At 70.8% G+C, this 17,844-nt stretch carries 18 protein-coding genes, 2 tRNA genes, 1 other RNA gene and 1 pseudogene; 7 read left to right on the forward strand and 15 right to left on the reverse strand.

The window, feature by feature from the left end:
* Nucleotides 1-199: 199 nt before the first annotated feature.
* The 7 genes from K7G59_RS11245 to K7G59_RS11275 all read right to left on the reverse strand — a co-directional run bounded on the left by K7G59_RS11245 (nt 200) and on the right by K7G59_RS11275 (nt 3,780).
* Nucleotides 200-1,099: an RNA polymerase sigma factor SigF gene (locus K7G59_RS11245; protein WP_225832936.1), complete on the reverse strand. Its 900-nt coding sequence runs from the start codon at nt 1,097-1,099 to the stop codon at nt 200-202.
* 193 nt (nt 1,100-1,292) lie between these two features.
* A complete protein-coding gene (locus K7G59_RS11250) occupies nt 1,293-1,586 on the reverse strand; it encodes a Dabb family protein (RefSeq protein ID WP_225832938.1) in 294 nt (97 codons plus the stop codon).
* Nucleotides 1,587-1,594: 8 nt separating this feature from the next.
* A complete protein-coding gene (locus K7G59_RS11255) occupies nt 1,595-1,774 on the reverse strand; it encodes a hypothetical protein (protein ID WP_225832940.1) in 180 nt (59 codons plus the stop codon).
* Nucleotides 1,775-1,979: 205 nt separating this feature from the next.
* Nucleotides 1,980-2,064, reverse strand: a tRNA-Ser gene (locus tag K7G59_RS11260).
* Nucleotides 2,065-2,109: 45 nt separating this feature from the next.
* Nucleotides 2,110-2,541, reverse strand: coding sequence for a tRNA adenosine(34) deaminase TadA (gene tadA / locus K7G59_RS11265; RefSeq protein ID WP_225833115.1), 432 nt, complete (start codon nt 2,539-2,541; stop codon nt 2,110-2,112).
* 140 nt (nt 2,542-2,681) lie between these two features.
* Nucleotides 2,682-3,215 carry a hypothetical protein gene (locus tag K7G59_RS11270; RefSeq protein WP_225833118.1) on the reverse strand — a complete coding sequence of 178 codons (534 nt, stop codon included), beginning with the start codon at nt 3,213-3,215 and terminating at the stop codon, nt 2,682-2,684.
* Between the two features lie 331 nt (nt 3,216-3,546).
* Nucleotides 3,547-3,780: a hypothetical protein gene (locus K7G59_RS11275; protein ID WP_263976194.1), complete on the reverse strand. Its 234-nt coding sequence runs from the start codon at nt 3,778-3,780 to the stop codon at nt 3,547-3,549.
* A gap of 107 nt (nt 3,781-3,887) precedes the next feature.
* Here K7G59_RS11275 and upp point away from each other — a divergent pair, with 107 nt between their 5' ends.
* Nucleotides 3,888-4,523, forward strand: a complete 636-nt coding sequence (gene upp / locus K7G59_RS11280) for a uracil phosphoribosyltransferase (RefSeq protein ID WP_225832942.1) — start codon at nt 3,888-3,890, stop codon at nt 4,521-4,523.
* Between the two features lie 123 nt (nt 4,524-4,646).
* Here the strand turns inward: upp and K7G59_RS11285 are convergent, their stop codons facing one another.
* The 6 genes and pseudogenes from K7G59_RS11285 to K7G59_RS11310 form a co-directional block, all read right to left on the reverse strand.
* Nucleotides 4,647-5,288, reverse strand: a complete 642-nt coding sequence (locus tag K7G59_RS11285; protein ID WP_225832944.1) for a LytR C-terminal domain-containing protein — start codon at nt 5,286-5,288, stop codon at nt 4,647-4,649.
* Nucleotides 5,289-5,389: 101 nt separating this feature from the next.
* Nucleotides 5,390-5,686 (reverse strand): type II toxin-antitoxin system VapB family antitoxin, encoded by a 297-nt coding sequence (locus tag K7G59_RS11290; protein WP_004943146.1) that lies wholly within the window; start codon nt 5,684-5,686, stop codon nt 5,390-5,392.
* 277 nt (nt 5,687-5,963) lie between these two features.
* Nucleotides 5,964-6,629 (reverse strand): HdeD family acid-resistance protein, encoded by a 666-nt coding sequence (locus tag K7G59_RS11295; RefSeq protein WP_225832946.1) that lies wholly within the window; start codon nt 6,627-6,629, stop codon nt 5,964-5,966.
* Between the two features lie 88 nt (nt 6,630-6,717).
* Complete coding sequence (locus K7G59_RS11300) at nt 6,718-7,311, reverse strand: HhH-GPD-type base excision DNA repair protein (RefSeq protein WP_225832948.1); 594 nt, start codon at nt 7,309-7,311, stop codon at nt 6,718-6,720.
* Between the two features lie 101 nt (nt 7,312-7,412).
* Nucleotides 7,413-7,977, reverse strand: a pseudogene (locus tag K7G59_RS11305) (polysaccharide pyruvyl transferase family protein); the annotation flags it as partial.
* A 147-nt stretch (nt 7,978-8,124) separates the two neighbouring features.
* Complete coding sequence (locus K7G59_RS11310) at nt 8,125-8,319, reverse strand: DUF2795 domain-containing protein (RefSeq protein WP_225832950.1); 195 nt, start codon at nt 8,317-8,319, stop codon at nt 8,125-8,127.
* 228 nt (nt 8,320-8,547) lie between these two features.
* Here K7G59_RS11310 and K7G59_RS11315 point away from each other — a divergent pair, with 228 nt between their 5' ends.
* Nucleotides 8,548-9,369, forward strand: a complete 822-nt coding sequence (locus K7G59_RS11315; protein WP_225832953.1) for an SDR family oxidoreductase — start codon at nt 8,548-8,550, stop codon at nt 9,367-9,369.
* Between the two features lie 232 nt (nt 9,370-9,601).
* The gene (locus K7G59_RS11320; protein ID WP_225832956.1) at nt 9,602-11,749 is read left to right on the forward strand and encodes a VCBS repeat-containing protein; all 2,148 of its coding nucleotides are present in this window, start codon (nt 9,602-9,604) and stop codon (nt 11,747-11,749) included.
* A gap of 61 nt (nt 11,750-11,810) precedes the next feature.
* Here the strand turns inward: K7G59_RS11320 and K7G59_RS11325 are convergent, their stop codons facing one another.
* Nucleotides 11,811-12,464, reverse strand: a complete 654-nt coding sequence (locus K7G59_RS11325; protein ID WP_225832958.1) for a hypothetical protein — start codon at nt 12,462-12,464, stop codon at nt 11,811-11,813.
* Between the two features lie 1,570 nt (nt 12,465-14,034).
* Between K7G59_RS11325 and K7G59_RS11330 the strand changes: the two genes are divergently transcribed.
* Together K7G59_RS11330 and K7G59_RS11335 are read left to right on the forward strand one after the other, a co-directional pair.
* Nucleotides 14,035-14,376 (forward strand): hypothetical protein, encoded by a 342-nt coding sequence (locus K7G59_RS11330; RefSeq protein ID WP_225832962.1) that lies wholly within the window; start codon nt 14,035-14,037, stop codon nt 14,374-14,376.
* Complete coding sequence (locus K7G59_RS11335; RefSeq protein ID WP_225832965.1) at nt 14,373-15,032, forward strand: hypothetical protein; 660 nt, start codon at nt 14,373-14,375, stop codon at nt 15,030-15,032. The genes K7G59_RS11330 and K7G59_RS11335 overlap by 4 nt, the downstream gene beginning before the upstream one ends.
* Before the next feature lie 91 nt (nt 15,033-15,123).
* Here the strand turns inward: K7G59_RS11335 and K7G59_RS11340 are convergent.
* Nucleotides 15,124-15,211, reverse strand: a tRNA-Ser gene (locus K7G59_RS11340).
* A gap of 72 nt (nt 15,212-15,283) precedes the next feature.
* Here K7G59_RS11340 and ffs point away from each other — a divergent pair.
* Together ffs and K7G59_RS11350 are read left to right on the forward strand one after the other, a co-directional pair.
* An RNA gene (ffs, locus tag K7G59_RS11345) (signal recognition particle sRNA small type) lies at nt 15,284-15,382 on the forward strand.
* Nucleotides 15,383-15,462: 80 nt separating this feature from the next.
* Nucleotides 15,463-17,751 (forward strand): DNA polymerase III subunit gamma and tau, encoded by a 2,289-nt coding sequence (locus K7G59_RS11350; RefSeq protein ID WP_225832968.1) that lies wholly within the window; start codon nt 15,463-15,465, stop codon nt 17,749-17,751.
* The last annotated feature ends 93 nt before the right edge of the window (nt 17,752-17,844 follow it).

The following is a 17,844-nucleotide window of genomic DNA, read 5'->3' on the forward strand; positions in this document are numbered from 1 at the left end:
ATACCGGAGCCGGAGCCACGGCAAACGCGCTTCCCGCAGAATGTCACATGTCGGCAACACGCTGTAGTGACATGTCGACATGCAAGACGGGAATCAGCCCTGCAGGGAAGGGGTCTGACGCCGTTTCTGTACATAACTGTCGGGAACCGCCCTGGTGAGTGATTCGCTCGGACCGGTGATCTATCGCTCCTGTATGCGGTTATGCGTCGATCCGGTTCGCCGACCGCAGCCGCTGGAAGCTGCGCGCGAGCAGTCGTGAGACGTGCATCTGGGAAACTCCGAGTTCCGCGCTGATCTGGGACTGCGTCAGGTTGCTGTAATAGCGCAGGAGGAGGATCCGCTGCTCCCGCTCGGGGAGCTGGACCAGGAGGTGGCGGACCAGGTCGCGGTGTTCCACGCCGTCCAGGGCCGGGTCCTCGTAGCCGATGCGGTCCAGCAGGCCGGGCAGCCCGTCGCCCTCCTGTGCGGCCTCCAGCGACGTCGCGTGGTACGAGCGCCCCGCCTCGATGCAGGACAGCACCTCCTCCTCGCTGATCCTGAGCCGCTCGGCGATCTCGGCGGTGGAGGGCGAGCGCCCGAAGGCGGTGGTCAGGTCCTCGGTCGCGCTGTTGACCTGCACCCACAGCTCGTGCAGGCGGCGCGGTACGTGGACCGTGCGGACGTTGTCCCGGAAGTACCGCTTGATCTCGCCGACCACCGTCGGCATCGCGAAGGTGGGGAACTGCACTCCCCGGTCGGGATCGAAGCGGTCGATGGCGTTGATCAGGCCGATGGTGCCGACCTGGATCACGTCCTCCATGGGTTCGTTGCGGGAGCGGAAGCGGGCGGCGGCGTAGCGCACGAGCGGGAGGTTGGCCTCGATGAGTGCTCCGCGCACCCGGTCGTGCTCCGGCGTGCCGGGACTGAGCTGCTTCAGCTCGGTGAAGAGCACCTGGGTCAGTGCGCGGGTGTCGGCGCCACGGCGTTTCTCGGGGGCCTGAGAGGCAGGGGGAGCCGTGGGAGGCGCGGGAGCGGAGGCGGGAGCGGAGGCGGGGGCGGAGGTGGGCGTGGAGGCGGAGGTGGGCGCCTCCTGCTGGGGCGGCGCAGTACTGGCCGACACGGTCAACGCCACCTCTTCATCGGTCAATCATCCGTCAAAAGCGGTCATAGCATCACAAGACATGTGCACTGTGTGCAAGCACCGCATAACGCCGTGTTGTCCTCAAACTCTGCCAGTTGAGGCTCAAGACGCACGAAAGCCCCCCGTCGTTCCGGCGGAGGGCTGATGTGGCGAATGGTCTCGCGAGGACCCCTCAGAAGGGGTAGTCGGCGATCACCCATGTGGCGAACTCCCGCCACTGGGCGGCGGCGGCCTGGTGGGCCGGGTGCTCCAGGTACCGCAGGAGCGCGTCCGCGTCCTCGACCGCCGAGTTGATCGCGAAGTCGTAGGCGATCGGCCGGTCGGTGATGTTCCAGGCGCACTCCCAGAAGCGCAGCTCCTCGATCTGGCCGCCGAGGGCCCGGAAGGCCTCCGCGCCCGCCTGGACCCGGGGATCGTCGCGCTCGATGCCCTCGTTGAGTTTGAAGAGGACCAGGTGGCGGATCATGGGCTGTCTCAGCTCTTTCCTCCGTTGGCGGCCCAGGTCATGAAGTCGCCGATGGCCTTGGCCGCGTTGGATATGCCCTCGAAGCCTATCTGGACGTAGTCGGCGGCCTTGGCCGGGTCTGTGATGATCACGTACAGCGCGAAGACCACGAGCGCGTACACAGTGATCTTCTTCGCGTTCACCGCCATCCCGCCTCCCCTGTCCCTGTGCCTCTGTCTGAGTGCCTCTGCCGGGCCGGGCCCCCGTGGCCCCCGTTGTCGGCCGCGAGTTTAACCTTCACATCTGATTTGAGGACCAACGGCCCGCCGTTCGAGGGGCTTTGCGCCGCCGGTGAGGCCGCGGATCCGGTCCGCATGCGAAAGGGCCCCGTCTGTCGACGGGGCCCTTTTCGAGCGGTAGCGGAGGGATTTGAACCCTCGGTGACTTGCGCCACACTCGCTTTCGAGGCGAGCTCCTTCGGCCGCTCGGACACGCTACCGAGGGAGACCTTACAGCACGGTGGGCCAAGGTTTGAAATCGGTATTCACCGATCCCGGAAAAACTCCGTGAGGAGCTGGGCGCACTCCGCCGCGAGCACGCCCTCGATGACCTCCGGCCGGTGGTTGAGCCGCCGGTCCCGCACCACGTCCCACAGCGAGCCGGCCGCGCCCGCCTTCTCGTCCCGGGCGCCGTAGACGACGCGGTCCACCCGGGACTGGACGAGGGCGCCGGCGCACATCGTGCAGGGCTCCAGGGTGACCACCAGCGTGCACCCGGTCAGCCGCCACTCGCCGAGCTCCGCCGCTGCCCGCCGGATGGCGACGACCTCCGCGTGCGCCGTGGGATCGCCGGTGGCCTCGCGCTCGTTGTGGCCGGTCGCGAGCACCGTCGTACCGTCCGGGGACAGCACGACGGCACCGACGGGGACGTCGCCGCCCAGGGCGGCCCGCTCGGCCTCGGCCAGGGCGAGCCGCATCGCCGCCCGCCAGGGGTCACGCACCGGGTCCGGGACGCCCGTCGGCTCCGGGGCGCGCCCCGGAGCCTGTGGTGCGGTTCCCGGGGCCTGTGGCGGCGTTCCCGGATCCCGCGGCGTGGCCGCCGGGTCCTGTGGTGCGGTCAGCGGACGGTCTCCAGGACCTCTGACGCGCCCAGGGCCTCGGCGATCGTGCCCAGCGCGTCCTCGGCGTCCAGCGCGCGCAGCTCCTTCTCACCGATGCCCAGGTCGTCGAGGATCTCGCTGTCGCCGACCGGGCTGTGCGGGACCGCGTCGGCGGCGGCGCCCGACTCCTCGTCCCCGTCCTCGTCCTCGCCGTCCTCCGTGCCGTCGAGGTCCAGCAAGTCCAGGTCGGGGCCGGCGTCGGCGCCGGGCTCACGGCCCAGCAGCTCGTCGGTGAGCAGCAGCTCGCCGTACGCGCTGCGGGCGGCTGCGGCGGCGTCCGAGACGTAGATGCGAGGGTCGTCCTCGCCGTCCACGCGGACGACACCGAACCAGGCGTCCTCCTGCTCGATCAGGACGAGCACCGTGTCCTCGTCGGGAGAGGCTTCCCGGGCCAGGTCGGCCAGATCCGACAGGGTCTCCACATCGTCGAGCTCTGTGTCGCTCGCTTCCCACCCGTCTTCGGTGCGCGCGAGCAGTGCGGCGAAGTACACCGTGACTCTCCCACTGGTCATAGGCGTGCCGGTTGGGGGTCCCCCCGGCGGAGGTTCTGGGCGGAGAGAGCTGGGCTCCGAGCCCCACCCACTCGGAATCGTGGCAGAAACAAGGCGTTCAGGGGACGTCTTCGGCCCCCTGTGTCTGGCTGTTTTGATCGAGCATCCGGTTGTGAAGCGAAAAGCACTCACCAGCGCACTCGTTGCCGCCACCTGCGGATCGTACGCGGCTTTTCCAGCCGTCCGCGCACGCCCACCTCGGAAACGTCGGCGCGATCGTTGATCTTCCTTGGCGGCAGACCTTTCCGGGAACTTTCTTACCGGGCCCGGTCTACCAGCGGAAGGTTCGCATCCGCATGGCGTGCCGCAGCCGGGCGGCCTTGACACGCCGGGGCTGAACCCGGTCGCGCAGCGCGCGGGCCTCGGCGAGGTCGCGCAGGAACCGGGCGCGGCGGCGCCGCCGTTCGGCGTCCGTCTCGGGTGTCGCCGGGTCCGTCTCGGATATCGCGGACCCGACCGGGTTCCTGTTGTCCCCGGACGCGTCCTCATCAGGCAGGTCAGGCAGGTCAGGCACGTCACACCACCCCAGTTGGTTCCACTTCCCACTTTCCCTCGGACGGCCGGTTCGACGCCAGGCCCGGAGGGATCTGGAGCGCGGGTACGGTTAGGGGCATGCGTCTCCACGTCGTCGACCACCCCTTGGTCGCCCACAAGCTCACCACGCTGCGCGACCAGCGCACCGACTCCGCGACCTTCCGCCGGCTCGCCGACGAACTGGTCACCCTGCTCGCCTACGAGGCCACGCGGGACGTGCGCACCGAGGCGGTCGACATCCAGACGCCCGTCGCGCGGACCACCGGCGTCAAGCTGGCCCGCCCGCGCCCGCTGGTGGTGCCGATCCTGCGGGCCGGTCTCGGCATGCTGGACGGCATGGTCCGGCTGCTGCCGACCGCCGAGGTCGGCTTCCTGGGCATGATCCGCAACGAGGAGACGCTCCAGTCCTCCACGTACGCCTCGCGCATGCCGGAGGACCTGTCGGGCCGCCAGGTGTACGTCCTGGACCCGATGCTGGCGACGGGCGGCACGCTGGTCGCGGCCATCCAGGAGCTGATCAAGCGCGGTGCCGACGACGTGACCGCCGTGGTGCTGCTCGCCGCCCCGGAGGGCGTCGAGATCATGGAACGCGAGCTGGCGGGCACGCCGGTGACGGTCGTCACGGCGGCGGTGGACGACCACCTCAACGAGCAGGGCTACATCGTCCCGGGCCTGGGAGACGCGGGCGACAGGCTGTACGGCGCCGCCGAATAGCTGAACAGCTGAATCAGGAGTCGGGGGAGACGCCCTACGGGAGGGTGCGGGGAACCGCGCGACCAGCCACCGGACGGCCGCGGTCGGCCGGTGCCGGGCAGCCCCGCTCCTCGGCCGCGAAACTCAGCAGTTCTTCTTCGGAGAAGCCGAAGGTGAAGCCGCGGGCGCGGTCAGCGCGGCCAGCGCGTGGTCGGCGGTCGCCTGGCTCGTCAGGCCCTTGAACGCGTCGCCGAGGATCAGGTCGAGGACCGCGCCCTTGCGGCCCGCGTCGGTGCGGCGCTCGGCGTCGGCGAGCTGGGTGGCGAGCACCGGCAGTGAGGTGTTCGTCGCGGTGGACGGGCCGAGCAGTACGCCGGTGCCCTTGACCTTCTTGTCGAACTCCTTGCTCGCGTTGCCCACGTCACCGATCCTGAAGCCGCGCTTCTTCAGCTGGTCCGCGGTCTCCTTGGCGAGCCCGGTGCGCTCGGTGGCGTTGTAGACGTTCACGGTGATCTGGCCCGGTCCGGGCAGGACCCTCGCATGGGTGGCGGCGGCCTTGTCCGTCCGGCAGCCGTCCTTGGCGCGGGCCGCCGAGGTCTTCTTGCCGCCGTCGGTGAAGACGTCGATGAGCTGCAGTGTGCCCCACCCGAGCAGACCGAGCGCGGCGACGGACGCCACGGCGGCGAGCGTGAGCCTGCCGCGCCGCCGCGGAGGGCTCATCCGGGGGTACTTGTCTCCCGTGATCCGGTACTTGCCGCCCATGCCGGGGGGAGTCAGCATGCTCATGGGCGCAGCGTAGTGTGCCCGAGCAGCGATGCCTATTAGATGATCAGTCGACGCCGCTCAGTGGAACCCGAAAGGGTCAACGGCCGTGTGTCCGGCCGCGGTCAGTCGAGTTCGAGCACGCGTGCGTGCAGCACCTGGCGCTGCTGGAGAGCGGCGCGGACGGCGCGGTGCAGGCCGTCCTCCAGGTACAGGTCGCCCTGCCACTTCACGACGTGGGCGAAGAGGTCGCCGTAGAACGTCGAGTCCTCCGCCAGCAGGGTCTCCAGGTCGAGCTGCTGCTTGGTGGTCACGAGCTGATCGAGGCGGACCGGGCGCGGCGCGACGTCCGCCCACTGCCGGGTGCTTTCCCGGCCGTGGTCGGGGTACGGCCGGCCGTTTCCGATGCGCTTGAAGATCACACGGAAAGCCTACCGGTCAAGAGCTTCCGGGCGCAGCCATGGCGCCGGAGTGCAACGCCGGAAACATTCCGCGAACATGGGCATACCGGCCGGTACCGGTGCGGGGGGCGGGTGCGGGGGGCCGGAAAGAGGTGTCGGGAAGGCGCCGGCGGAACAGGGGGGCGCAGACGCCGCCGTGGAGCGAGCACGGTGCGCCGCCCGGAGCCGGCCCGGTTATGCACAGGCTGTGGACGGCGATTCGGCGTACGGGAGGCCGGGCGCGACGCTCGTACACCGCTCACACCGTGTGGGGGACCTGCCGGGCCCGGCCGCGGATGCTGAACGCGGTGACGGTCTCGATGATCCCGACCGCGACCAGCCAGATGCCGCCGACGAGGGTCAGCACGGCGACCGACGCGAAGGGTGAGTCGATGAGCACGACGCCGCCGATGACCGTGACGATCCCGAGGAAGATGTGCCAGCCACGGGCGGGCATCCGGGGGTCGGAGGCGGCGGCCAGGGCCTGGGTGATCCCGCGGATCAGCCAGCCGATGCCGATCCACAGGGCGAGCAGCAGGATCGACTGGAAGGGCCCGCGGAAGCAGAACAGGCCCAGCAGGATCGACAGCGCGCCGCTGATGAAGGCCAGCACCCGCAGCGAGGTCGCCTTGTGCGTGCCGAACGCGGCGATCAGCTGGAAGACGCCGCTGATGACCAGGTAGAGGCCGAACAGGACGCCGGCGGCGAGCAGGGAGGCACTCGGCCAGACCAGCACCAGGACGCCCAGGACCAGCGAGGCGATGCCGGTGCCCAGGACGACCTTCCAGGTGGCCTGGGACAGGGCGTGCAGAGGGCCTTCGAAGGGCGGCTCGGGCTCGTGGGCGTGTGGTGTCTGCCGGGTGTGCACCCCACGGTCGTCGTACTCACGGCCCCAGTCGGGACCGCTGCTCGGTGGTTCAGCCATGGTCCATGCTGAGAACGGCCCGCCGTGCCCCGCCACCCGGGTGGTCCAGCAGGCTTAAACCGGGCCTGCCGCCGAGCCGTCCTCGGGCTCACTTCCCAGGCGCCTTCGCCGACTTGGCCGCCGCCTTCATCTCCTGCTTGTGCGCCCGCACCTTGGCCAGCGACTCGGGCCCGGTGATGTCGGCGACGGAACGGAAGGAGCCCGGCTCGCCGTAGGCCCCGGCGGCCTCCCGCCAGCCCTCGGGGCTGACCCCGAGCTGCTTGCCGAGCAGCGCGAGGAAGATCTGCGCCTTCTGCCTGCCGAAGCCGGGCAGGTCCTCCAGGCGCCTCAGCAGCTCGGCCCCGCTGTCCACCCCCCGCCAGACCGCCTCGGCGTCGCCGTCGTAGTGCTCGACCAGGTACTGGCACAGCTGCTGGACGCGCTTGGCCATCGACCCGGGGTAGCGGTGCACGGCGGGCTTCTCGGAGAGCTTCGCGCTGAAGGCCTCCGGGTCCATGACGGCGATCTCATGGGCGTCCAGGTCGTCGGCTCCCATGCGTCGCGCGATGGTCGCCGGGCCCTTGAACGCCCACTCCATGGGGATCTGCTGGTCCAGCAGCATCCCGGTCAGCGCGGCGAGCGGACTGCGCCCGAGGAGCGCGTCGGCCTGGGGATCCTGGGCGAGGTGCAGAGTGACGTCCATAGGCCGATCATCCGTCCCCCGCCCCGGTTCCGCTCGCCCCCGGCCGTACCGGGCTCTGCCCGGCCGTACCGGGCTCTGCCCGGCCGTACCGGGAGCCGTCCCGCTACGACGCCATAGTCCTGCGTGTCCAGCCTGGTCTCCGGCTCCCAGCTCGCGCAGTCCCGGCCGGACAGCCACCTGGTCACCTCCCGGGCGACCCGCCGTGCCGCCGACGCGGTCCGTACTCCCCCTGGCCGTGCGTCAGGATCACCCCCCACCACGGGGCGGGCCGGGCCGGACGGCGCCCTGGCCGCCAGGTCGACCGTCGGCACCGTGCCCGGAGCGTCCCTCGCCAGCACATGGTGGAAGCCGTCGAGAGCCGGGCTTGCGGCGTCGACGACCGAGATGCCCACGGCGATGCGCTCGCAGCGCGGGAAACGCAGGTGCAGCTCCTCGATCTGCGGCCCGTGCAAGGGGCCGCAGACGAAGGGGCCGCAGATCGAAGACCAGATGCGAGTGAGCAGCCGGGCGTACCTGCGCCGGCGACGGCCCCTCCGGCCGGAACCCGGGGCTCCAGGCGACGTCGTGGTCCACTCCGGCCCGCTCCAGTACGTCCTCCACCCGTGCCGGCGCGAGCAGGTCCCCGGCGGTCGCCTCGCCTTCCAGAAAGCTGAACCAGCCCGTCAGCAGAATCCGCCGTCGCCGCTGCACAGCGAACGGGTGCCCTGCCGAACCCGCGGCAATCAGCGCCTTGGAGCCCGTGCACCGGGGGCCCTGACGAAGGGACCGGCGGTCGCGTCGGAGCGCGCATGAGCCGGTCCCGGGTGGTATCCCCTAGTCGCCGCCGAAGACTTCCTTCTGCACGTCGTTGGGGCCGTCGAACCGGCGCGCCTTGGCGTGCGAGAGCTTGTCCACGATCTTGTCGTCCGCGCCGTTGTTCCTGGCGACGGAGACGAGATCGTCACGGCTGGCTGGGTAGTCGGCGCCCTTCAGGGCCTTCTGCAGCTCGATCGGGCTCGTGTCGGCCATGGCAGCCTCCTGTCTGTGCGGGCGCAGTCGGCCCGCGTGTGCAGTCGCCGAGTACCCCGGGGAAGAAGCACGTGCGCGCCGCACACCTGCGTGTCATCGATGCCCGGCCGCCCCGCTCGTGATCCGGGTGCGGCGCGCCCCCTGTGTGGTGGGAGCCGTGACGGGTACGCGGAAGCCTCCGAAGGCTGTGTGGTTTCCCGAGAACGACGCGACAACCTTGGAGCCCGCATGGAACCGCACCGAGCCGCCCCCGGGCCCGGCAGGGACGCCGTGGCCCTGGTCACCGGATCCGACTCCGGTATCGGGCGTGCCACCGCTGTTCGGCTGGCGGAGGCCGGCATGGACGTCGGCATCACCTGGCACCGCGATCACGACGGGGCGCAGCGGACGGCGGACGAGGTACGCGCGGCCGGCCGCCGTGCCGTGGTCGAGCACCTGGACCTCACCCGGCTGCCGGAGGCCGCCGCGGTCGTCGACCTGGTGACCGAGCGGTTCGGCAGGATCGACGTACTGGTCAACAATGCCGGGACCGGCACCATGACCCCGTTCCTGGAGCTGGACCTGGACACCGTGCGCCAGGTCATCGACGTCGATCTGATGGGGCCGTTCCTGTGCGGTCAGCGTGCTGCTCGTCACATGATCGCCCAGGGGGGCGGGGGACGGATCATCAACGTGACGAGTGTCCACGAGCACCAGCCCCGCGTGGGTGCCGCGCCGTACTGCGCGGCCAAGGGCGGGCTCGGGCTGCTCACCCAGGTCATGGCGCTGGAACTGGCCGAGCACGGGATCAACGTCAACGCCGTCGCTCCGGGTGAGATCGCCACCCCGATGACCGGCCAGGAGGACATCGACGTCACCACCCAACGGCGGCCCGGCGTGCCGTTGGGCCGTCCGGGCGATGCCCGGGAGGTCGCGGAAGTGATCGCCTTCCTCGCGGGCCCGGGCGCCTCCTACGTCACGGGTGCTTCCTGGGCGGTGGACGGCGGGATGCTGAGGATGGGACCGCAGGCCGCCGGCCACCTCCGTGACGATGGCTGGCGGAGGCCTTGACCCCAACGACGGCTGTCGACCAGCTCCAGCAGGCGCCAGGAGGGCAAGGTCTCGTCGAGTTCATCGTTGATCGCCGCCCGGTGCTGCGCGCGCTGGACGCGTCGGCCGAAGTCCTTCCGGGCAGGTCGGAACCCGACGGAGGCTGATCTTGGCTCGGATACGCTCCTGCTGACTTGTCGAACAGTCCGGCGAATCCGCGCCAGCGGATACGCCCTGCCTGGGGGGCATTCCCATGACGTCGCAGTCCCGCACGGTGCTCGGCATCGCGCTCACTTCCGTCCTCGCCCTGACGGCCGGGGCCCCGGCCGCCGCGCACACCACGGCCGCGGCCACGGGTACCACCGCCCCGGTCACCGTCGAGACGCGTGCGCCGGGCGCGTGGGGCACCCGCACCCTGCATGCCGCGAACCCCGACCCCGCCTCCGCCTCGGGCGGGCTGAACGCCCTGGTGTCGGCCGCGGACGGCACCCTTGTCTCCCTCACCGGCGACTCACTCTCCCGTTCCACCCGGATCCGGCCCGCCGGCAGCACCGGCTGGCTCACCCCGCAGACCTGGCCGGACGCCGGCGGGTACAACACACAGCTGGTCTCGCTCGGCGATGGCTCGGTGCGCCTGGTCTGGCGGGCAAAGCGCGCCGACGACCACGACAACTACTGGCTGAAGACGGCCACTCTCGCGCCCGGCGCGACCGCCTTCTCCGAGCCCGAGTACGTCGCCGCGGTCCCCGAGAAGGGCTACACCCACCTGGCGGCGGCCCCCGATGGCCGGCTGGTCGCCGTGTGGTCGGTCTCCGGCGTCGTGAAGGCCGCGGAGAAGGCCGGCCCGCAGGCCGCGTGGACCGCTCCGGTCGACCTCGACGAGCAGCCGCCGTCCGGCAGCCGCGACATCGCCAACATGGACCTGGCGGTCGCCAAGGACGGCACCGCCCTGCTGGTGTGGCAGTGGCAGGAGAGCAAGGCCGTCGTCGCCCTGGAGAAGGCCCTCGGCGCGCCCGCCTGGACCGCGGTCCAGGACTTCCCGGTCCCGAGCACCGACCTGGCGCGCCCGAAGGTGTTCGCGCATCCGCAGGGCGGCTTCGACGTGTTCTACGACGACCTTGCCCAGCTCATGTACACGCACCGGCCCGCCGGCACCACGCAGTGGAGCGCGCCGCAGTCCGCCGCCAACTACGGCAGCACCTACGGCATGTCGGCCCCCGCCTATCTGCCGAACGGCGATCTCTTCGTCGCCGGCGGGCCCGGCTACTCGACCGGCTCCTGGTACGCGGTCCGCTCGGCGGCCACCGGCCGCTGGCTGCCGTACGGGCAGCCGTTCTCCACGGCAAAGAAGGTGCGCGCGGTCGACGCGGTCGCCACCTCGGGCGGCACGGTCACCGTGACCTGGCGGGAGGGGTACTCGTACCAGGAGTACACGATGGCCGCCGTCTTCAAGGGCGGCACCTGGTCCGTCCCGCGGCGGCTGAGCGCGACGAGCGCCCAGTTCGCCGGTGCGCCGCAGGTGGCCGCCGACGCGCTCGGCCGTCCCGTCGTGCTGTGGGACGAGTACAAGCTGACCGAGTCGAACAGCTTCGCCCTCGACGGGGTCTACGGTGCCACCACCACCGGCCGTGCCCTGCCCAAGTGGCGTGACTACACGGACGACGGCAAGGCCGACCTGTTCGGCCAGGGCAGCACCGGGCTGAAGGTGTACGCGGGCGACGCGACCAAGCTGTCCGCGGGGCAGCGCGCGACCGGCTGGCCGACGGGCACGCTCGTGCTGCCCTTCGGCGACCTCGACGGCGACCGCTGCAACGACGTGTTCGTCCGCTCCCCGAAGGGCGAGGCCCGGGTCTACACGACGATGTGCGGCGGGCTGCCCGACCAGCAGTCGTTCTCCGTGAAGGTCTCCTCGGACTGGAGCGGGTACAACACGGTCGTCTCGCCCGGCGATGTGACGGGCGACGGCCGGGCCGACCTGCTGACCCGGTCCGCCTCGACCGGGAACCTGTACGTGTACGCGAACAACGGCGCGGGCGGGTTCAAGGCCCGCACGCTCGCCGGGTCCGGCTTCGGCGGCTACAAGAGGCTGATCGCCGCCGGGGACCTCAACGGCGACGGCAAGAACGACCTGCTGGCCCTTGACGGCTCGAACGAGTTGTGGCGGTTCAACGGGACCGGCGTCGGCACGTTCACGTCCCGCTCGCTGGTCTTCAAGGACTGGGGCACGTCCTACAAGGACGTGGTCGGCGGGCTCGACCTGTCCGGCGACGGCCGGGCCGACCTGATCTCGCTCGACAAGGACGGCCACGCCTGGCTGAACCGGGGCAACGGCAGCGGCGGCTTCTACGGCCGGGTGCAGGCCGGCACGGCGACGAACTGGTCGGACATCCGCATCTCCTGACGACGCGGAGCCGGGGCCCCCGGGACCACGCGGTCCCGGGGGCCCGTTCAGCTGACTCGAATCACCCTTCGCCGGCCGATGCTGTCGGCGAGGACGAGGGGACCGGGGTGCGCGCCGACCAGAAATCGGAGTGAACGTAAGGGAGTCCCTTGGATTCCGGTGAGTTCGGATCAAGGGGCTTTCTGGGCGCCTCGGTGACCTTCGACTCGGCGACGCACGGGGAGGTCACGTGGAATCCGGCCTGGCCCTTGTACCCGAACTCCAGGCTGACCTGGAAGCCGTCGGGCGCGGTTGCGAAGATCGCGGGCATGTCGGTGCTGTTCCGCACCGAAATGATCTCGTAACCCTCCTTCTTCCAGTAGCGCTGCACGACACCGAGAAAGCTGCCGCGCCGCTCGACCGAGATGATCGTCATTACGTACCGTCGACGGCTCACCGACCCGGTACCGGTACCGTCGTTCTTGAAGTCGGTGCAGCTGGAGTCGCTCGACGGCCCCCGCATGACCTCGACCGACGGGTTGATCGCCTTGAGGGTCGCATCGATGATCCCCTCTGCGTGGTCGGCCGCTTCCTGCATGTTCATGTTCGTCTCCTTCGTCCCCTTCGTCCCCTTCGTCGCGTCCGCTTTCCCGCCCTCACTTCGACTGCCACTGATGAGGCCACAACCGGAAACGATGAGAGTTGACGCCAGGAGGGCCGCAGCACGGGTCTTCATCAGTATTTGTCCCAGGTCACGAGGTCACGAGGTCAGGACGGTCCGCGACGATGGCCGCGATGTTGGCAGCGGACACAGGGTCCTTGTCCCTCGCCGGGTTGAAGTAGTTGGAATGTGCTGGGGTCGTCCCGTGCCCGCCGATCACCGGCATCGGGCCGTCCGACACCCTGAAGTGTCTGGCACCGAACGCCTCGGTGCGCACCGGCCGGACCGCCCGCCGAAGAAGCCGACGGTGCCCGCTACGGCCTCCTTCATGGGTGGCAGGTGGCTGACGGGGGCGTTCGCAGCCGCACCAGTACGACGGGCCTCTGCCTCGGAGCCGTGATCGCGGTTGCCGCCGTCGCCCGCAGGCGTCGGCCAACCACAGCCCCACTCCGCATTCGGCCCACGAACACGTGATCAGGAGCACAGTAGCGACGCCGCCTCGTGCGCCCCATCCGTATCGGCCACCAGCCCGTCTGAGTACCGGTACTCAGACGGCACCCGGTCCTTGACCTGATGGGGGGGCGCCGTTCGGAGGAACCGGAGGCACGTACGGCCGGGACATGGACCCTGGGGCCGTTCGCAGGCGGTGACCATGCCATTGCCCGGAGCGGACATGTCCACATGAGGGCTGCACTCGGACCACGAGGCACGCCGGAGGTCCTTGCCTCCTCAACGGGCGGTAGCCGCGAACTGCCACCAGAAGCGCGACCACGGAACGGCGAAGGCTCCGACCGTGATCCGGTCGGAGCCTTCGTCTGCCCTGCTGGGCGGCTGCGGAGGATACGAGATTCGGACTCGTGAGGGGTTGCCCTCAACACGCTTTCCAAATGTTCGTACGAGGGTCCGGGAGTGATCAGGAGCGTTCTGACCCGCGGCGGAGTGTGGTCAGCGACAGATGGCGGACGGCGATGGACGGGGGTGAGTGCAACCAGAACTGGCAGCCCAGGACGGACTCGCTGGCCGTCACAGCTAGCCCGTCACGCAGGGGCAGGGTGTTGACGGCTGGATTCCAGCTGCTTCGGTCAGTCCTCGTCGGGAACCGTCCCGCGCACCGCGCCCCGACACGTCACCCTCACCTTCACCGAGTCGGTCGGCCTGCTGACCGACTCCTTCCGGATCTACGCCATCGGCAACCGCCGCATCCTCCGTCACCACGATTCCCTTCGACACCGGCGCCCCCGGCGGCCACGGCAAGGTACAGAGCACCCTGGACCCCGGGCGTGTCGGCACCAACTCCGTCGAGGTGGTGATCTACGGCCTCGACGGCGGCCTCTCCGCCGGCCCCGAAGTCCGCGTCACCCTCACCCTCCCCACCCGGCGCGGGGGCCCTGGACGCCAGGGTCACCGACCGCGGCGGCTACTGGTCCACCCCTTCCTTCACCCTCTCCCTCCCCGGCACCTGGACGCTGAAGGCCACCATCCGGATCTCGGAACTGGACCAGGTGACGGTGTCCGCGCCGGTGCGGGTGACGCGGCAGGAAGGTCAAGTTATCCCCCGGTTCAGGTAAAGGGAGTTGCTACATTGGCAAGTGCGCGGGACGAGCGGCAGGTCGACCGGAGGACGGGGGTCCCAATCACCGGCGTCGTGACGGCCGTACCGGATGCGCACGGCAACCCGAAGATCTCCGTCGACTACCAGGCGAACGTCTGGGACCGCTACAACTGGGACGAGGGCAAGGGCGTCAACGTGGGCCCGATGAAGATCCCCGACGGCCAGATGGCCAAGCTCCACCGGGTGGGACTCGCCCAGGAGTACGACATGGCGGGGAGCAGTAGCACGCACCACTACGATCTCGGCTCCTCGCAGCCCAACCAGTCTCCGCTGCCGGGCCCCGACGAAAGCAGGGACGGACGCACGGACCCGGGCCGGGAGCAACAGCAGGGCCGTACGACGCACAGGTCACCCGGGAGGGCAGCCGTCCGATGAACGACGCCCACGACAACACAGGCGGCCACCGCCGGACGCGCGCCGCCGGGGCGGCCCTCGGCACGCTGGTCCTCCTGGGCGCCCTGACGGCGACAGGCTGCTCCGCACCCGACTCCGGTACCGGCCCGGCCGGTGACCGCGCCGTCGGGCAGACCGTGGACGACAGGTGGGTCGAGGGCGTCACGCCGGGGTGGATGAGCGGGCACATGGGCGTCGACATCCCGGCCGCGGCTCAGGACGCGCGGGCTGGCTATCAGGTGACCTCCCGCTTCGACACCGGTGTGCTCACCTTCACACTGACCAGGTCCCAGGCACGGGCCTTCCTGGCCGCCTATCCGCCGGCCGGCGAGCTGCTGGAGCCCACGGCCGCCGTGACCGACGTGCGGACCCACGACTTCAGACACCTGGGCGTGCCGGAACCGGAGTCGTTCAAGAAGGGGATGCGCTACGGCTCCGTCTGCCCCGGCGCCGACCCCGAGCCCACCGCGAGCCCGGACCCGCTCGCCGACCCGTACGGCACCTCGGACACCGGCTGCGTCAGCCTCTACGCCCACGACTACGCCCCGGACCGCACCCGCATCTACCTCCGCGACCACTACGGGCCGGGCATCAGCCCCCTCCCGACAACCCCACCCACTTCCTCCCCGACCCGCTGACCGCTCCCACCGGTCGCGGGTTCGGGAAGGGCCTGCTTGGACAGACATACGCCGAAGGGCCGGACCGCTGCTGCGGTCCGGCCCTTCGGGCTGGCGGAGGATACGAGATTCGAACTCGTGAGGGGTTGCCCCCAACACGCTTTCCAAGCGTGCGCCCTAGGCCTCTAGGCGAATCCTCCGCCGGAAACATTACATGACCGAGGGCAGTGCTCGCGAACTCGTTTCTGCAGGCCGACATCGGGTACTCTGTGCACAGCCCCTCACGCGGCGCTATCTGACTGAACTCCCCCAGGGCCGGAAGGCAGCAAGGGTAGGTCGGCTCTGGCGGGTGCGTGGGGGGCGCTTGCGTTCTCCGGGTAAGCGGAGCCGGTTGCCCAGGGGTGGCCTTGGGCGGGGTTGGTTGTCAGTGGGCGCCTATAACCTCGTATGCGTGTCGTCTCTCGCGTTGTACCGCCGCTACCGCCCGGAGACCTTCGCGGAGGTCATCGGGCAGGAGCATGTCACTGACCCGCTGCAGCAGGCGCTGCGGAACAACCGGGTCAATCACGCGTACCTGTTCAGCGGGCCGCGCGGATGCGGCAAGACGACCAGCGCGCGGATCCTGGCCAGGTGCCTGAACTGTGAGCAAGGTCCCACACCCACGCCCTGCGGGGAGTGCCAGTCCTGCCAGGACCTCGCCAGGAACGGACCGGGTTCGATCGACGTCATCGAGATCGACGCCGCCTCGCACGGTGGCGTGGACGACGCCCGTGAGCTGCGCGAGAAGGCTTTCTTCGGTCCCGCTTCCAGCCGGTACAAGATCTACATCATCGACGAGGCCCACATGGTCACGTCGGCCGGTTTCAACGCGCTCCTCAAGGTCGTCGAGGAGCCGCCCGAGCATCTGAAGTTCATCTTCGCCACCACCGAGCCCGAGAAGGTCATCGGGACCATCCGGTCGCGTACGCATCACTATCCGTTCCGGCTCGTCCCGCCGGGGACGCTGCGGGACTACCTCGCCGACGTGTGCGGGCGGGAGAACATCCCCGTCGAGGAGGGGGTGCTCCCGCTCGTCGTGCGCGCCGGTGCCGGGTCCGTGCGTGACTCCATGTCCGTCATGGACCAGCTCCTCGCCGGTGCGGCGGAGGATGGTGTGACGTACGCCATGGCCACCTCCCTCCTCGGCTACACCGACGGGTCCCTGCTCGACTCCGTCGTCGAGGCCTTCGCCACCGGTGACGGTGCCGCCGCCTTCGAGGTCGTGGACCGCGTCATCGAGGGCGGCAACGACCCGCGGCGGTTCGTCGCCGATCTGCTGGAGCGGCTGCGCGACCTGGTGATCCTCGCCGCTGTCCCGGACGCCGTGGAAAAGGGGCTTATCGACGCCCCCGCCGACGTCCTGGAGCGCATGCAGGCCCAGGCCGACACGTTCGGGCCCGCCGAGCTCAGCCGCGCCGCCGACCTGGTCAACGAGGGTCTCACCGAGATGCGCGGCGCCACCTCGCCCCGCCTCCAGCTGGAACTCATCTGCGCCCGCGTGCTGCTCCCCGCGGCCTACGGCGACGAGCGCTCCGTCATGGCCCGCCTCGACCGCCTGGAACGCGGCGTCAACTTCTCGGCCGGCGCCGGAGCGCCCGTCGCCGGGTACGTCCCGGGGCCTGAAGCCCATGGCGGGGCTCTGGCTGCGGGCCTGGGCGCGGGCGCTGCGGCCGGCGGCGGCCCCGCGGCAGCCCGCGCGGCCGTACGGGCTTCTACCGGCGGACCGGGCGCCGGTGGCGCTCCGGACGCCGGTCTGCCGGGCGCCGGTGGCGTCCCGGGGGGCGGACAGGGGGCGGGTCCGATCCCCGCTGCTCCGTCCGCGCCCGGCCCGGCCGCACCCGAGCCCTCGCCGGTCCAGGCCCCGGCGCCCGCCTCCGTGCCCCCGGCACCTCCCACAACCCCTTCCCCGTCCGGTGCCCCGGCCCCCGGCGCCTGGCCCACCGCCACCCCGGCCGGCAGCGGCCGGCGCCCCGGCGGCTGGCCCACGGCCGCCACAGCCGGCCAAGGGCAAGGGCAAGGGCAAGGGCCGGGTCGGGCGGGCTCCGGCCAGGCACAGCAGCGCGCCGCGGCCCCCGCATCGGCCGCCCCTCCGGTCCAGCCGCCCGCTCCGGCTCCCGCAGCCGTCCCCGCCGGCGGGCTCGACCCCCGCATGCTCTGGAAGGACATCCTGGAGGCCGTCAAGAACCGCCGCCGCTTCACCTGGATCCTGCTCAGCCAGAACGCCCAGGTGGCCGGCTTCGACGGCACCACCCTCCAGCTCGGGTTCGTCAACGCCGGAGCCCGCGACAACTTCGCGAGCAGCGGCAGCGAGGACGTGCTGCGACAGGCCCTGGCCGAGCAGTTCAACGTGCAGTGGAAGATCGAGGCGATCGTCGACCCGTCGGGCGGTGGCTCCGTGCCCCCGTCGTCCGGTGGCTCGCCGGGCTACGGCGGCGCCCCCGCCGGCGGTGGCTACGGCGCCCCGGCCCCTCGCCCCGCAGCGCCCCAGCCCGCGCCCGCCGCACCGCAGCACGCCGCCCCGGCGCCGGTCGCGTCAGCCCCGCAGGCCGCCGCCCCGGCGCCCGAGCCGCCCCCTGTCGCTCCCGAGGACGACATCCCCGAGGACGACGACCCCGACCTGGACGAGTCGGCCCTCTCCGGCCACGAACTGATCGTGCGGGAACTGGGTGCGACGGTGGTGGAGGAGTTCTCCAACGAGTAGCCGCCGGGAACGGCCGTCACCGACAGCCGGCACCCCCTTGGAGGAAAGTCCAACAAACCCGGCGCCGAACCTTCGGCAGCCTTGCCAGTAGGC

Origin of the sequence: Streptomyces sp. NK08204, assembly GCF_020400585.1 — a bacterium.
In the GTDB taxonomy this organism is placed as follows: domain Bacteria; phylum Actinomycetota; class Actinomycetes; order Streptomycetales; family Streptomycetaceae; genus Streptomyces.

What these genes read in the sequence shown, in the direction of transcription:
- K7G59_RS11250 (WP_225832938.1), bottom strand. Translation starts at nt 1,586, where the DNA reads ATGATCCGCCACCTGGTCCTCTTCAAACTCAACGAGGGCATCGAGCGC.
- K7G59_RS11255 (WP_225832940.1), bottom strand. Translation starts at nt 1,774, where the DNA reads ATGGCGGTGAACGCGAAGAAGATCACTGTGTACGCGCTCGTGGTCTTC.
- tadA (WP_225833115.1), bottom strand. Translation starts at nt 2,541, where the DNA reads ATGCGGCTCGCCCTGGCCGAGGCCGAGCGGGCCGCCCTGGGCGGCGAC.
- upp (WP_225832942.1), top strand. Translation starts at nt 3,888, where the DNA reads ATGCGTCTCCACGTCGTCGACCACCCCTTGGTCGCCCACAAGCTCACC.
- K7G59_RS11285 (WP_225832944.1), bottom strand. Translation starts at nt 5,288, where the DNA reads ATGAGCATGCTGACTCCCCCCGGCATGGGCGGCAAGTACCGGATCACG.
- K7G59_RS11295 (WP_225832946.1), bottom strand. Translation starts at nt 6,629, where the DNA reads ATGGCTGAACCACCGAGCAGCGGTCCCGACTGGGGCCGTGAGTACGAC.
- K7G59_RS11300 (WP_225832948.1), bottom strand. Translation starts at nt 7,311, where the DNA reads ATGGACGTCACTCTGCACCTCGCCCAGGATCCCCAGGCCGACGCGCTC.
- K7G59_RS11310 (WP_225832950.1), bottom strand. Translation starts at nt 8,319, where the DNA reads ATGGCCGACACGAGCCCGATCGAGCTGCAGAAGGCCCTGAAGGGCGCC.
- K7G59_RS11315 (WP_225832953.1), top strand. Translation starts at nt 8,548, where the DNA reads ATGGAACCGCACCGAGCCGCCCCCGGGCCCGGCAGGGACGCCGTGGCC.
- K7G59_RS11320 (WP_225832956.1), top strand. Translation starts at nt 9,602, where the DNA reads ATGACGTCGCAGTCCCGCACGGTGCTCGGCATCGCGCTCACTTCCGTC.
- K7G59_RS11325 (WP_225832958.1), bottom strand. Translation starts at nt 12,464, where the DNA reads ATGAAGACCCGTGCTGCGGCCCTCCTGGCGTCAACTCTCATCGTTTCC.
- K7G59_RS11335 (WP_225832965.1), top strand. Translation starts at nt 14,373, where the DNA reads ATGAACGACGCCCACGACAACACAGGCGGCCACCGCCGGACGCGCGCC.